The 13149-nt window shown below is 64.8% G+C and carries 14 protein-coding genes; 5 read left to right on the forward strand and 9 right to left on the reverse strand.

The features are described 5' to 3' along the window. Nucleotides 1–95 precede the first annotated feature (95 nt). From VUG52_RS00060 to glyQ, 4 genes are all read right to left on the reverse strand, one after another. The gene (locus VUG52_RS00060; protein ID WP_331832317.1) at nucleotides 96–866 is read right to left on the reverse strand and encodes a lysophospholipid acyltransferase family protein; all 771 of its coding nucleotides are present in this window, start codon (nucleotides 864–866) and stop codon (nucleotides 96–98) included. 65 nt (nucleotides 867–931) lie between these two features. Next, complete coding sequence (gene gmhB, locus VUG52_RS00065) at nucleotides 932–1459, reverse strand: D-glycero-beta-D-manno-heptose 1,7-bisphosphate 7-phosphatase (protein WP_062572332.1); 528 nt, start codon at nucleotides 1457–1459, stop codon at nucleotides 932–934. Between the two features lie 4 nt (nucleotides 1460–1463). Beyond that, nucleotides 1464–3518, reverse strand: coding sequence for a glycine--tRNA ligase subunit beta (gene glyS, locus VUG52_RS00070; RefSeq protein WP_280081524.1), 2055 nt, complete (start codon nucleotides 3516–3518; stop codon nucleotides 1464–1466). Next, entirely contained in the window at nucleotides 3515–4462 is a 948-nt protein-coding gene (glyQ, locus tag VUG52_RS00075; protein ID WP_011531473.1) for a glycine--tRNA ligase subunit alpha, read from the reverse strand. The genes glyS and glyQ overlap by 4 nt, the downstream gene beginning before the upstream one ends. 83 nt (nucleotides 4463–4545) lie before the next feature. Here glyQ and VUG52_RS00080 point away from each other — a divergent pair, with 83 nt between their 5' ends. Together VUG52_RS00080 and VUG52_RS00085 are read left to right on the forward strand one after the other, a co-directional pair. Continuing rightward, the gene (locus VUG52_RS00080; protein WP_331832321.1) at nucleotides 4546–5097 is read left to right on the forward strand and encodes a DNA-3-methyladenine glycosylase I; all 552 of its coding nucleotides are present in this window, start codon (nucleotides 4546–4548) and stop codon (nucleotides 5095–5097) included. Nucleotides 5098–5138: 41 nt separating this feature from the next. Then, complete coding sequence (locus VUG52_RS00085; protein WP_331832322.1) at nucleotides 5139–6026, forward strand: lysophospholipid acyltransferase; 888 nt, start codon at nucleotides 5139–5141, stop codon at nucleotides 6024–6026. A 97-nt stretch (nucleotides 6027–6123) separates the two neighbouring features. On the opposite strand, the gene VUG52_RS00090 is transcribed toward VUG52_RS00085, so the two are convergent. The 5 genes from VUG52_RS00090 to def form a co-directional block, all read right to left on the reverse strand. Further along, entirely contained in the window at nucleotides 6124–6438 is a 315-nt protein-coding gene (locus tag VUG52_RS00090) for a tetratricopeptide repeat protein (protein WP_050707619.1), read from the reverse strand. An 11-nt stretch (nucleotides 6439–6449) separates the two neighbouring features. Continuing rightward, nucleotides 6450–7823, reverse strand: a complete 1374-nt coding sequence (trkA, locus tag VUG52_RS00095) for a Trk system potassium transporter TrkA (protein ID WP_050707620.1) — start codon at nucleotides 7821–7823, stop codon at nucleotides 6450–6452. A 27-nt stretch (nucleotides 7824–7850) separates the two neighbouring features. Then, on the reverse strand, nucleotides 7851–9161 hold the full coding sequence (gene rsmB / locus VUG52_RS00100) for a 16S rRNA (cytosine(967)-C(5))-methyltransferase RsmB (RefSeq protein WP_050707621.1): 1311 nt from the start codon (nucleotides 9159–9161) through the stop codon (nucleotides 7851–7853). After that, the gene (gene fmt / locus VUG52_RS00105) at nucleotides 9158–10090 is read right to left on the reverse strand and encodes a methionyl-tRNA formyltransferase (RefSeq protein WP_050707622.1); all 933 of its coding nucleotides are present in this window, start codon (nucleotides 10088–10090) and stop codon (nucleotides 9158–9160) included. Before fmt ends, rsmB begins: the two co-directional genes overlap by 4 nt. Before the next feature lie 62 nt (nucleotides 10091–10152). After that, nucleotides 10153–10659, reverse strand: a complete 507-nt coding sequence (def, locus tag VUG52_RS00110; RefSeq protein ID WP_028690050.1) for a peptide deformylase — start codon at nucleotides 10657–10659, stop codon at nucleotides 10153–10155. A 208-nt stretch (nucleotides 10660–10867) separates the two neighbouring features. Here def and dprA point away from each other — a divergent pair, with 208 nt between their 5' ends. From dprA to VUG52_RS00125, 3 genes are all read left to right on the forward strand, one after another. Then, on the forward strand, nucleotides 10868–11965 hold the full coding sequence (gene dprA, locus VUG52_RS00115; protein ID WP_050707623.1) for a DNA-processing protein DprA: 1098 nt from the start codon (nucleotides 10868–10870) through the stop codon (nucleotides 11963–11965). A 39-nt stretch (nucleotides 11966–12004) separates the two neighbouring features. Then, complete coding sequence (locus VUG52_RS00120) at nucleotides 12005–12562, forward strand: L-threonylcarbamoyladenylate synthase (protein WP_028690052.1); 558 nt, start codon at nucleotides 12005–12007, stop codon at nucleotides 12560–12562. 230 nt (nucleotides 12563–12792) lie between these two features. Then, complete coding sequence (locus tag VUG52_RS00125; protein WP_052896150.1) at nucleotides 12793–13140, forward strand: hypothetical protein; 348 nt, start codon at nucleotides 12793–12795, stop codon at nucleotides 13138–13140. Nucleotides 13141–13149: the final 9 nt, after the last annotated feature.

The following is a 13149-nucleotide window of genomic DNA, read 5'->3' on the forward strand; positions in this document are numbered from 1 at the left end:
AAACGTCATACATGAAAATAAATAGCTAATTCAATCACTTAGCTATATTTCAAGACGCTTAATCCAAAAATTGCTAACAAGTTATCCACAGATCGTCAGGCAGGCTGCTGCTCGGGTTTTTCCGCCGCTGGCGGCAGCGAACCCATGGCGCGTTGGACTGCCTCGTTCCATGCCTGTGCGCGATCGTTGAGCTCGGCGATGGCACGCGGGCCCGTCCCCTCCGGGTACATCGGCTCGCCAATCACCACCTCGATGGTGCCCGGGCGCTTGCCCCAGCCTTCACGCGGCCAGAACTTGCCGGCGTTGTGGGCGATCGGCAGAACCGGCAGGCCGGCATTCACCGCCAGCGCGGTGCCGCCGCGGGAGAACTTGCCCATCTGCCCATGCGGCACGCGGGTGCCTTCGGGGAAGATCAACACCCAGGTGCCCTGCTTGAGCAGCTCGTCGCCCTGGCTGGCAACCTGGCGCAGGGCCTCCTTCGGGTTCTTCCGGTCGATGGCGATCGGTCGCAGCATGGCCATGGCCCAGCCGAAGAACGGCACGTACAGCAACTCGCGCTTGAGCACCTGGCTCAGCGGCGAGAAGTACGCCGACAGGAAGAACGTCTCCCAGGTGCTCTGGTGGTTTGACAGGATCACGCAAGGTACGTCAGGCACGTTCTCGGCGCCGGTGACCTTGTAGTCGATCCGCAGGATCGTCCTCACCAGGAACAGCGCACAGCGGCACCAATACACGTTGATGAACTTGTAGCGCTTGGGGAACGGCAGGAAAGGCGCGACGAAGAAGCTCAGCGAGCACCACAGCAGCGAACTGGTGCCCAACAGCAGGTAAAAAAGAAAGATTCTGATCGCCTGCAGGATCGACATAGTGGCATGTACCGTTGCGGGGCGTGCCCGCCTGATGAAAAGTGCGCCGGTCCTGGCGCACTCATTTAAATAAGTTCTCTGGCGATGGCTGCCAGATCGTCGAAAATCAGTGTAGTTTGCGGGACGCCTTTTTCCAGGGTCCTCTCGCCCTTGCCGGTTTTTACCAACACGGGTTGTGCATCGACGGCCAGGGCCGCCTCCAGGTCACCTTTGCTGTCACCGACGAACCATACGCCGGCCAGCGGTACCTGGTAGTGCTCGGCAATGGTCCGCAGCATGCCGGGCTTGGGCTTGCGGCAGTCGCAGCCCTCGTCCGGGCCGTGCGGGCAATGCACGATCAGGCCGACCTCGCCGCCCTGCTCGGCCACCAGCGCGCGCAGGCGCGCATGCATGGCCTCGAGGGTTTCCAGCGGGTAGTAGCCGCGGGCAATGCCGGACTGGTTGGTGGCAACCGCCACCGTCCAGCCCGCCTTGCTCAACTGCGCGATGGCCTCGATCGAGCCGGGAATGGGGATCCACTCCTCCAGCGACTTGATGTAGGCGTCGGAGTCGTGGTTGATCACTCCGTCTCGATCAAGAATCAGCAGTTTCAACGACTCACCCCAGCAGCGAGATATCGGCCACGCCCAGGAACAGGCCGCGCAGGCGGCTGAGCAGGGCATAACGGTTGGCGCGCACCTTGGCATCCTCGGCGTTGACCATCACCGCCTCGAAGAAGGCGTCGACCGGGTCACGCAGGGCAGCCAGGCGGGCCAGGGCCTCGCTGTACTGACGCGCGGCCGCCATCGGTTGCACGGCCTGGTCGGCCTGCTGGATGGCCGAGTACAGGGAGAACTCATTGGCGTTGTCGAAGTACTTCGGCTCGACCTGGTCGGCGATGGCGCCTTCGGCCTTGCCCAGCAGGTTCGACACGCGCTTGTTCGCCGCGGCCAGGGCTTCGGCTTCCGGCAGCTTGCGGAAGGCCTGCACGGCCTGCACGCGCTGGTCGAAGTCCAGCGCCGAACCCGGCTTCAGGGCACGCACCGACAGGTAGGTGGAGACGTCGATGCCTTCGTCCTCGTAGCGCGCGCGCAGGCGGTCGAAGACGAACTCCAGCACCTGCTCGGACAGGCCGGCGGCCTTGACCTTGGCACCGAACTGCTTGACCGCGAACTCGACCGCGACGGCCAGGTCCAGGTCCAGCTGCTTCTCGATCAGGATGCGCAGCACGCCCAGGGCGGCACGACGCAGGGCGTACGGGTCCTTGCTGCCGGTGGGCAGCATGCCGATGCCGAAGATGCCGACCAGGGTGTCGAGCTTGTCGGCGATGGCCACGGCGGCACCGGTGAGGGTCTGCGGCAGCTCGGCGCCGGCGCCGCGCGGCATGTACTGCTCGTTCAGCGCCAGGGCGACGTCTTGCGGCTCGCCATCGTTGAGGGCGTAGTAGTAGCCGGCGATGCCCTGCATTTCAGGGAATTCGCCGACCATTTCCGAAGCCAGGTCGCACTTGGACAGCAGGCCGGCACGGCCGGCGTTGGCGGCGCTGCCGCCGATGTACGGGGCAATGAAGGCGGCCAGCTTGGAAACGCGCTCGGCCTTGTCGAACACGGTGCCCAGCTGAGCCTGGAACACCACGTTCTTCAGGCGCTCGTTGAAGCTTTCCAGCGGCTGCTTCTTGTCCTGCTTGAAGAAGAACTCGGCGTCGGTCAGGCGCGGGCGCACGACCTTCTCGTTGCCCTGCACGATCTGCTTCGGATCGCGGCTCTCGACGTTGGCCACGGTGATGAAGCGCGGCAGCAGCTTGCCTTCGCTGTCCAGCAGGCAGAAGTACTTCTGGTTGTCCTGCATGGTGGTGATCAGGGCTTCCTGCGGCACCTCGAGGAAACGCTCCTCGAACGAGCACACCAGCGGCACCGGCCACTCGACCAGGGCGGTCACTTCGTCCAGCAGCGCCGGCGGCACGATGGCCGTACCTTCCTGCTGCATGGCAAGCTCGGCGGTACGCTTGCTGATCAGCTCGCGACGCTCGGCGAAGTCGGCCAGCACGTGGGCCTTGCGCAGGTCCTCGACGTAGTTGGCCGGGGTGGTGATGAGTACGTTTTCCGGGTGGTGGAAGCGGTGGCCACGGGATTCACGGCCGGCCTTCTGGGCCAGGATGGTGCAGTCGACCACCTGATCGCCCAGCAGCATCACCAGCCACTGGGTCGGGCGCACGAACTCTTCACGACTGGCGCCCCAGTGCATGCGCTTGGGGATCGGCAGGTCGTTGAGCGAATCCTCGACGATGGTCGGCAGCAGGCTGGCGGTGGCCTTGCCCGGAATGTGCTGGGAGAAGCGCAGCTTGGGGCCGCTCTGGTCGATGTCCGACAGCTCCACGCCGCACTTCTTGGCGAAGCCCAGGGCGGCCTGGGTCGGCTGGCCTTCGGCATTGAACGCGGCCTGCACGGGCGGGCCGTCGATGTTGATGCTGCGGTCTGGCTGCTGCACGTCCAGCTGGCGGATCAGCACGGCCAGGCGGCGCGGCGCGGCATAGACCTGCTTGCCGGTGTAGTTCAGGCCGGCGGCCTGCAGGCCTTTCTCGATGCCGGCGAGGAACGCGTCGCCCAGGGTGGCGAGGGCCTTCGGTGGCAGCTCTTCGGTGCCCAGTTCAACCAGGAAATCTTGAGCACTCATTGTGCAGCCTCCAGCTTAGCCAACACTTCGTCACGCAGTTCAGGAGAGGCCATCGGGAAGCCCAGGCGTGCGCGGGCTTGCAGATAGCTTTGCGCCACGTCCCGGGCCAGGGTACGTACGCGCAGGATGTAGCGCTGGCGCTCGGTCACCGAGATGGCGCGGCGGGCGTCCAGCAGGTTGAAGGTGTGCGAGGCCTTCAGGACCATTTCGTAGGTCGGCAGCGGCAGGTCCAGCTTGATCAGGCGGTTCGCTTCGCTTTCGTAGAAGTCGAACAGTTCGAACAGCTTCTCGACGTTGGCGTGCTCGAAGTTGTAGGTCGACTGTTCCACTTCGTTCTGGTGGAACACGTCGCCGTAGGTGACCTTGCCGAACGGACCGTCGGCCCATACCAGGTCGTAGACCGAGTCCACGCCCTGCAGGTACATGGCCAGGCGCTCCAGGCCGTAGGTGATCTCACCGGTGACCGGGTAGCACTCGATGCCGCCGACCTGCTGGAAGTAGGTGAACTGGGTCACCTCCATGCCGTTCAGCCAGATTTCCCAACCCAGGCCCCAGGCGCCGAGGGTCGGCGATTCCCAGTTGTCTTCGACGAAGCGGATGTCGTGAACCAGCGGATCCAGGCCGATGGCTTTCAGCGAGCCGAGGTACAGCTCCTGGAAGTTGGCCGGGTTCGGCTTGAGCACCACCTGGAACTGGTAGTAGTGCTGCAGGCGGTTGGGGTTTTCGCCATACCGCCCGTCGGCAGGGCGACGGCTGGGCTGCACGTAGGCGGCGTTCCAGGTCTCCGGGCCGACGGCGCGCAGGAAGGTAGCGGTGTGGAAAGTGCCGGCGCCTACTTCCATATCGTAGGGCTGAAGCACCACACAACCTTGCTCGGCCCAGTAGTTCTGCAGGGCGAGGATCAGGTCTTGGAAGGTACGCACGGCTGGCGTAGGCTGGCTCACGAAATTCACCTGTATCTGGGGATGCGGATGTAAAGAGCGGGAGTATACCCGATTCGCCTCGCCCTCTACGTTATTGGAGCCTTATGCCACGCTGCTTTTGGTGTTCCGACGATCCGTTGTACCAGGCCTATCACGACCACGAGTGGGGAACGCCGCAGCGCGATCCGGCGTTGCTCTTCGAGATGCTTTTGCTCGAAGGGTTCCAGGCGGGGTTGTCGTGGATCACGGTATTGAAGAAACGCGAGCGCTATCGCCAGGTGCTGGAGGGCTTCGACCCGGTGAAACTGGCGCGCCTGAGCGACGAGCGCATCGAGGAGCTGATGCTGGACCCCGGCATCATTCGCAACCGCCTCAAGCTCAAGGCCGTGCGCCGCAACGCCCTGGCCTGGCTGGCTGTGGATAACCCCGCCGAATGGCTGTGGTCGTTCGTCGGCGGTGCGCCGAAGATCAACCATTTCCAGGGGCGCGGCGACGTGCCGGCGGTCACCGACGAGGCCAAGGCCATGAGCAAGGCCCTGCAGAAGGCCGGCTTCACGTTCGTTGGCCCGACCATCTGCTACGCCTTCATGCAGGCCACCGGCATGGTCATGGACCACACCACCGACTGCGATCGCTACGCCGCGCTGGTGCGCTGACGGGGTACAATGCGCGCCTTGCTGAAATAAGGAATTCGCCTGTGGAAAAGTTCAAGGGCGCCCTGATGGTCGGGGTGCTGCGCCTGTTTGCCAAGCTGCCCTGGGGCGCTGTGCAGCGCGTCGGCGCCGGTATCGGCTGGTTGATGTGGAAAATCCCCAATGGCTCGCGCAATGTCGTGCGCATCAACCTGGCCAAGTGTTTCCCGGAGATGGACCCGATCGAGCGCGAGCAGCTGGTTGGCCGCGCGTTGAAGGACATCGGCAAGTCGTTCGTCGAGAGCGCCTGTGCCTGGATCTGGCCGCCGCAGCGCTCGCTGGAGCTGGTCAAGGAAGTGCACGGCCTGGAAGTGCTGGAACAGGCCCTGGCCTCGGGCAAGGGCGTGGTGGGTATCACCAGCCACCTGGGCAACTGGGAAGTGCTCAACCACTTCTATTGCAACCAGTGCAAACCGATCATCTTCTATCGCCCGCCGAAGCTTAAGGCGGTGGATGACCTGCTGCGCGAACAGCGCGTGCAGATGGGCAACCGCGTGGCGCCTTCGACCAAGGAAGGCATCCTCAGCGTGATCAAGGAAGTGCGTCGGGGTGGTCAGGTGGGGATTCCTGCCGACCCGGAGCCGGCGGAGTCCGCAGGTGTGTTCGTGCCGTTCCTGGGCACCCAGGCGCTGACCAGCAAGTTCGTGCCGAACATGCTGGCCGGCGGCAAGGCGGTCGGGGTGTTCCTGCATGCCCTGCGGCTGCCGGATGGCTCGGGTTTCAAGGTGTTCCTGGAGGCGGCGCCGCAAGAGATGTACAGCGAGGATGTGACCGTGTCGGCGGCGGCCATGAGCAAGGTGGTCGAGCGTTATGTGCGCGAGTATCCGAGCCAGTACATGTGGGGCATGAAGCGCTTCAAGAAGCGTCCGGCGGGCGAGGCGCGCTGGTACTGAGGCCATCGTCTATCGTGGGAGCGGGCTTGTCCCGCGATGGCGTCGTCAGCGTTGACGCCATCGCGGGGCAAGCCCGCTCCCACGAGGTTGCTTCAACTCAGGTGCTGGATTTGTTCAGCTTCTTCAGAAATACCGTCATCTCTTTCTCTGCCTGCTTGTCGCCATGGGCCTGCGCCGCCTCGATCCCCTCCTCCCAGGCCTTGCGCGCCCCGTCCAGATCCCCGCTCAACTGATACGCCTTCCCCAGCAGCTTCCACGCCGCCGAGTACTTCGGATCCTGCTTCACACAGGCAGCCAGGTGCACCGCCGCTTCAACCCCATTGCCCTCGTCCAGCCAGGCCTTGCCCAGCCCGAACCTCAGCAGCGGGTTATCCACACCCTTGGCCAGCATTTTCTCCAGCGATTCGCGCATGTCCTTCCCTCCTAGAAGAAACTCAGGCCCACGTGGAACAGCTTCTCCACGTCCCGGATATGCTTTTTATCCACAACGAACAGGATCACATGGTCGCCCGATTCGATCACCGTGTCGTCGTGGGCGATCAGCACTTCCTCGTCGCGGATGATCGCGCCGATGGTGGTGCCCGGCGGCAGCGAGATGTCCTCGATGGCCTTGCCCACTACCTTGCTCGACTTTGAATCGCCATGGGCCACCGCCTCGATGGCCTCGGCCGCGCCTCGGCGCAGCGAGTGCACGCTGACGATATCGCCGCGGCGCACGTGGGCCAGCAAGGTGCCGATGGTGGCCAACTGCGGGCTGATGGCGATGTCGATCTCGCCGCCCTGCACCAGGTCGACGTAGGCCGGGTTGTTGATGATGGTCATCACCTTGCGCGAGCCCAGGCGCTTGGCCAGCAGCGACGACATGATGTTGGCTTCGTCGTCGTTGGTCAGGGCCAGGAAGATGTCGGCGTCGGCGATGTTCTCTTCGAGCATCAGGTCGCGGTCGGAGGCGCTGCCCTGCAGCACCACGGTGCTCTCGAGGGTGTCGGAGAGGTAGCGACAGCGCGCTGGGTTCATCTCGATGATCTTTACCTGGTAGCGGCTCTCGATGGCCTCGGCCAGGCGTTCGCCGATCTGCCCGCCGCCGGCGATGACCACGCGCTTGTTGGTCTCGTCGATACGCCGCAGCTCGCCCATCACCGCGCGGATGTCCTTTTTCGCGGCGATGAAGAACACCTCGTCGTCTGCCTCGATCACCGTGTCGCCCTGGGGTGTGATCGGCCGGTCGCGGCGGAAGATCGCCGCCACGCGGGTGTCGACGTTGGGCATGTGGGCGCGGATCTGGCGCAGTTGCTGGCCCACCAGCGGGCCGCCGTAGTAAGCCCTGACCGCCACCAGTTGGGCCTTGCCTTCGGCGAAGTCGATCACCTGCAGCGAGCCCGGGTGTTCGATCAGGCGCTTGATGTAGTTGGTCACCACCTGTTCGGGGCTGATCAGCACGTCCACCGGGATGTGGTCGTTGTCGAACAGCTCTTCGCGGGTCAGGTAGGCCGACTCGCGCACCCGGGCGATCTTGGTCGGGGTGTGGAACAGCGAATAGGCCACCTGGCAGGCGACCATGTTGGTTTCGTCGCTGTTGGTCACCGCCACCAGCATGTCGGCGTCGTCGGCGCCGGCCTGGCGCAACACCGTCGGCAGTGAGGCGCGCCCCTGCACGGTGCGGATGTCCAGACGATCGCCCAGGTCGCGCAGGCGCTCGCTGTCGGTGTCGACCACGGTGATGTCGTTGGCTTCGCTGGCCAGGTGCTCTGCCAGCGTACCGCCTACCTGGCCTGCGCCGAGGATGATGATCTTCATCCGCTACTCCCTACCCTTTTTGTTCTTTCACCCGCGCGAGGCGGCAATCTTGATCAGCTTGGCATAGTAGAAACCGTCGTGGCCGCCTTCCTGGGCCAGCAACTGGCGGCCATGGGGCTGGCGCAGGCCGGCCTCGGTGGCGAGGTCCAGCTCGCGGGCGCCGGGGGTGCGGGCGAGGAAGGCGTCGATCACTTCGGTGTTCTCGGTCGGTAGGCTCGAGCAGGTGGCATAGAGCAGCATGCCGCCCACTTCCAGGGTTGGCCACAGGGTGTCTAGCAGCTCGCCTTGCAGCGCGGCCAGGGCCGGGATGTCCTCGGCCTGGCGGGTCAGCTTGATGTCCGGGTGGCGGCGGATCACGCCGGTGGCCGAGCACGGCGCGTCGAGCAGGATGCGCTGGAACGGCTTACCGTCCCACCAGCTGGCGGTGTCGCGGGCGTCGCAGGCGATCAGCTCGGCGTCGAGCTTGAGGCGGTCGAGGTTTTCGCGCACACGGGCCAGGCGCTTGGCTTCCAGGTCGATGGCGACCATGTGGGCCAGGCCGGGCTCGGCTTCCAGCAGGTGGCAGGTCTTGCCGCCGGGGGCGCAGCAGGCGTCGAGCACGCGCTGGCCGGGAGCCAGTTCCAGCAGGTCGGCGGACAACTGCGCGGCTTCGTCCTGCACACTCACCCAGCCGTCGGCGAAGCCCGGCAGGCCGCGTACGTCGCAGGCTTCGGCCAGGACGATGCCGTCGCGGCTGAACTGGCAGGCGCTGGCCTCAATGCCGGCCTCGGCCAGCAGTGCCAGGTAGGCGTCGCGGCTGTGATGGCGGCGATTGACCCGCAGGATCATCGGTGGGTGGGCGTTGTTGGCGGCGCAGATGGCTTCCCATTGTTCCGGCCAGAAGGCTTTCAGCGACTTCTGCAGCCAGCGTGGGTGGGCAGTACGCACCACCGGGTCGCGTTCCATGCCGGCGAGCAGTTCCTCGCCTTCACGCTGGGCGCGGCGCAGCACGGCATTGAGCAGGCCCTTGGCCCACGGCTTCTTGAGCTTGTCGGCGCAACCCACGGTCTCGCCGATGGCGGCGTGGGCCGGGATGCGCGTGTAGAACAGCTGGTACAGGCCGACCAGCAGCAGCGCCTGCACATCGGCGTCGGCGGCCTTGAACGGCTTCTGCAGCAGTTGCGCGGCCAGCAGGTCCAGGCGCGGTTGCCAGCGGGCGGTGCCGAAGGCCAGGTCCTGGGTCAGGCCGCGGTCGCGCTCCTCGACCTTGTCCAGTTGCGCCGGCAGCGAGCTGTTCAGCGAGGCCTTGCCGCTGAGCACGGCGGCCAGGGCACGGGCGGCGGCCAGGCGTGGGTTCATTGGCCGAGCACCTTGCCACTGGCGAACTTCTCGCGGCGGCTGTTGAACAGGTCGCTGAAGGCCAGGGCCTTGCCGCCGGGCAGTTGCAGGCGGGTCAGGCTCAGGGCGCCGTCACCGCAGGCGACCACCAGGCCGTCCTTGCTGGCGGAGAGGATTTCGCCGGGAGTGCCCTTGCCTGTGGACAAGTTGGCGGCCAGCACCTTCACGCTTTCGCCGTCGAGGCTGCTGTGGCACACCGGCCAGGGGTTGAAGGCGCGGATAAGGCGCTCCAGCTCCACGGCCGGGCGGCTCCAGTCGATGCGGGCTTCATCCTTGTTCAGCTTGTGGGCGTAGGTGGCCAGGGCATCGTCCTGGACTTCACCTTGCAGCGAACCGTCGGCCAGGCCGGCGATTGCCTGAACCACGGCGCCCGGGCCCATGGTGGCGAGGCGGTCGTGCAGGGTGCCGCCGGTGTCCTCGGCGCTGATCGGGGTAACCACCTTGAGCAGCATCGGACCGGTGTCCAGGCCCGCTTCCATGCGCATCACGGTCACACCGCTCTCGGCGTCGCCGGCTTCCACGGCGCGCTGGATCGGCGCCGCACCGCGCCAGCGTGGCAGCAGCGAGGCGTGGCTGTTGATGCAGCCCAGACGCGGGATATCCAGCACCACCTGCGGCAGGATCAGGCCGTAGGCGACCACCACCATCAGGTCCGGCTTGAGCGCGGCGAGTTCGGCTTGCGCCTCGGCGTTGCGCAGGGTCTGCGGCTGGTACACCGGGATGTCGTGGGCCACGGCCAGCGCCTTGACTGCGCTCGGCATGAGCTTCTGGCCACGGCCGGCCGGGCGATCGGGCTGGGTGTAGACGGCCACGATCTCGTACGGACTGTCGAGCAGGGCCTTGAGGTGTTCGGCGGCAAACTCTGGAGTGCCTGCGAAGACGATGCGCATGGAGTTCTCGCTTCTTCAAAAAGAAAAAGGCTTGCCGGAGCAAGCCTTCTGGAAGGTGGGGATCAGGCTTGCTGGCGGTGCTGCTTTTCCAGCTTCTTCTTGATCCGATCGCGTTTGAGCTGGGACAGGTAGTCGACGAACAGCTTGCCGTTGAGGTGGTCGAACTCGTGCTGCACACACACCGCCAGCAGGCCTTCGCATTCCAGTTCGTAGGGCTTGCCGTCGCGGTCCTGGGCCTTGACCCGCACGCGCAGCGGGCGATCGACGTTCTCGTAGAAGCCGGGCACCGACAGGCAGCCTTCCTGGTACTGGCCCATGTCGTGGGTCAGCTCCTCGACCGTGGGGTTGATGAAGACGCGCGGTTCGCTGCGGTCTTCGCTCAGGTCCATCACCACGACCTGCTTGTGCACGTTGACCTGGGTCGCGGCCAGGCCGATGCCGGGCGCCTCGTACATGGTCTCGAACATGTCGTCGATCAGCTGGCTCAAGGCGTCGTCGAACTCCGTCACCGGTTTGGCGATGGTGCGCAGGCGCGGATCGGGAAATTCGAGAATGTTCAAAATAGCCATGGCGGTCAGGCAGTCACTGTGCGGTCGGTTGAAAACTGAGCACACATAATAAAGGGAAATGGGGCGTTCGGCACCTGTGAAGCTTGGCTAGGGTCTCTATGGGCTTGATAGCTGCCATGTCATGGACAGCTTTTCAAAGTGTTACTCACAAAGTTATCCACAGGCTGTGCCACGTATCTGGCCCCCTGTCGATCAAGGATGATCCACCATGAATCCATCCCGTTCGTCGCCTTGTCCGCCTGCGGAACTGGAGGCGCGGCTGCGTCTTCATAGCCTTCCGGAGATTGGCTTGCGTCGTTTCCATACCCTCATCGAAGCGTTCGGCAGTGCCTCGTCGGCACTCAGCGCGCCGGCCAGTGCCTGGCAGGCGTTGGGACTGAAGGTTGCCAGTATAGACGCCCGGCGCAGCCCGCAAGTGCGCGATGGCGCATTGGCTGCAATGCGCTGGATAGAGCGTCCGGGCCAGCATTTACTGATGTGGGACGGGCCTGGCTACCCCGCGCTGCTGGCCGAGATAGACGATCCGCCGCCGCTGCTGTTCGTCGCGGGCGACCCCGATTTGCTCGAAAAACCGCAACTGGCGATCGTGGGTAGCAGGCGTGCTTCACCCCCGGCGCTGGATACCGCAGGCGCGTTTTCCCGCTGCCTTTCCCAGGCCGGTTTCACCATCACCAGCGGGCTGGCGCTGGGCGTCGACGGTGCCGCTCATCGGGCCGCTTTGAAGGCCGGCGGGCACACCATCGGGGTGCTCGGCACGGGGCTGCAAAAACTTTATCCACAGCGCCATCGTGACCTGGCACGGGCAATGCTCGACAGTGGCAGCGCGCTGGTTTCCGAGTATCCGCTGGACGCCGGGCCACTGGCCGGCAACTTCCCACGGCGCAACCGGATCATCAGCGGCTTGTCGCTGGGTGTGCTGGTGGTCGAGGCCAGCCTGGCCAGCGGTTCGTTGATCACCGCGCGGCTTGCCGCCGAACAGGGGCGGGAGGTGTACGCGATTCCCGGGTCCATTCATCACCCCGGCGCCAAGGGCTGCCACCAGCTGATCCGCGATGGCGCCCTGCTGGTGGAAAGCGTGGAACAGATCCTCGACAGCCTGCGCGGTTGGCAGAACCTGCCGCCTGCGGTTGTGGATAAGCCCGCTCATCCATTGATCGCCCTGCTCCACGCCGCACCCCAGACCACCGAGGGCCTGGCCAGCAGCAGCGGCCTGCCACTGGCCCAGGTACTGGCCAGCCTCACCGAGCTGGAGCTCGAAGGCCGGGTGAGCAATGAAGCGGGGCGTTGGTTTGCCCGTGCGGGCTAAGTACACTGCGCGCACGGCGATTATGCGGAGAGACGGAAAATGGTGAGCAGTTGGCGTGTGCAACAAGCCGCGCGCGAGGTGAAGGCGGGTGCAGTGATCGCCTATCCGACGGAAGCGGTCTGGGGCCTGGGCTGCGACCCGTGGAACGAGGACGCGGTGTATCGCCTGCTGGCGCTCAAGTCGCGGCCTGTGGATAAAGGGCTGATCCTGGTCGCCGACAATATTCGCCAGTTCGATTTTCTGTTCGAGGATTTCCCCCAGGACTGGATCGACCGCATGAGCGCCACTTGGCCTGGGCCGAACACCTGGCTGGTGCCGCACCAGGGTCTGCTGCCCGAGTGGGTGACCGGGCAGCATGACACCGTGGCGCTGCGGGTCAGCGATCATCCACAGGTGCGTGAGTTGTGCGCGCTGGTCGGGCCGTTGATCTCCACCTCCTGCAACCCGGCCGGGCGGCCGGCGGCCAAGAGCCGGTTGCGGGTGGAGCAGTATTTCCACAACGAGCTGGACATGGTGTTGGGTGGGGCGTTGGGTGGGCGGAAGAACCCGAGCCTGATTCGCGACCTGGCGACCGGCGAGGTTGTGCGCCCGGGCTGATACCGCTGGCGAGGGCTGCGCCCTCGTTTCGCGGCACAAGGCCGCTCCTACAGGCAATCGCGATCCCCTGTAGGAGCGGCCTTGTGCCGCGAAAGAGCCGCAAAGCGGCCCCAGTAATCCAATTGGGAAACGTCCTACTACCCCCGTCCTAAGCCACCACCTTCACTACAGGAACCCCTACCTCTAGCTTGCTCGCCGTGCGTCACAAATCGGCGGGAGCATCTAGAACAATGCCGCTATTCGAGAATGCCGAGTACCTGATAAGGGCGAATCTGGAGCAGCTAGCGTCCAATCATCGGGTCAGGGCGGTGGAGATAGGCAGATTTACCGCAGATCAGTTCGAAGCGATCAACAGGCAGAAAGCAGGGCAGGATTTACCCCAGCTTGAGGATCCGGGCATCGTCTTCATTGGCAGTCATGCCTACAGAAGCCGGGTGATACGCGACGGATACACCATTGATGACATGGTTCTGCAAATCAAGGCAGCGCTGGCAGCGTCATCGGTCTGGAAGAGTGCCACGCACATGACTGATCGTGTCCCGGGAAGTGGTGTAACTCATCATGGCCTTGACCACTGAGTTTGCCGT

It is taken from the genome of Pseudomonas sp. LH21 (genome assembly GCF_036549575.1).
Taxonomy (GTDB): domain Bacteria; phylum Pseudomonadota; class Gammaproteobacteria; order Pseudomonadales; family Pseudomonadaceae; genus Aquipseudomonas; species Aquipseudomonas peradeniyensis.

Excerpts from the sequence above, each read along its gene's own strand:
- fmt (WP_050707622.1), bottom strand. The coding sequence starts at position 10,090 with ATGCGCATCGTCTTCGCAGGCACTCCAGAGTTTGCCGCCGAACACCTC.
- VUG52_RS00080 (WP_331832321.1), top strand. The coding sequence starts at position 4,546 with ATGCCACGCTGCTTTTGGTGTTCCGACGATCCGTTGTACCAGGCCTAT.
- VUG52_RS00060 (WP_331832317.1), bottom strand. The coding sequence starts at position 866 with ATGTCGATCCTGCAGGCGATCAGAATCTTTCTTTTTTACCTGCTGTTG.
- glyS (WP_280081524.1), bottom strand. The coding sequence starts at position 3,518 with ATGAGTGCTCAAGATTTCCTGGTTGAACTGGGCACCGAAGAGCTGCCA.
- def (WP_028690050.1), bottom strand. The coding sequence starts at position 10,659 with ATGGCTATTTTGAACATTCTCGAATTTCCCGATCCGCGCCTGCGCACC.
- dprA (WP_050707623.1), top strand. The coding sequence starts at position 10,868 with ATGAATCCATCCCGTTCGTCGCCTTGTCCGCCTGCGGAACTGGAGGCG.
- VUG52_RS00125 (WP_052896150.1), top strand. The coding sequence starts at position 12,793 with ATGCCGCTATTCGAGAATGCCGAGTACCTGATAAGGGCGAATCTGGAG.
- trkA (WP_050707620.1), bottom strand. The coding sequence starts at position 7,823 with ATGAAGATCATCATCCTCGGCGCAGGCCAGGTAGGCGGTACGCTGGCA.
- VUG52_RS00090 (WP_050707619.1), bottom strand. The coding sequence starts at position 6,438 with ATGCGCGAATCGCTGGAGAAAATGCTGGCCAAGGGTGTGGATAACCCG.
- rsmB (WP_050707621.1), bottom strand. The coding sequence starts at position 9,161 with ATGAACCCACGCCTGGCCGCCGCCCGTGCCCTGGCCGCCGTGCTCAGC.
- VUG52_RS00120 (WP_028690052.1), top strand. The coding sequence starts at position 12,005 with ATGGTGAGCAGTTGGCGTGTGCAACAAGCCGCGCGCGAGGTGAAGGCG.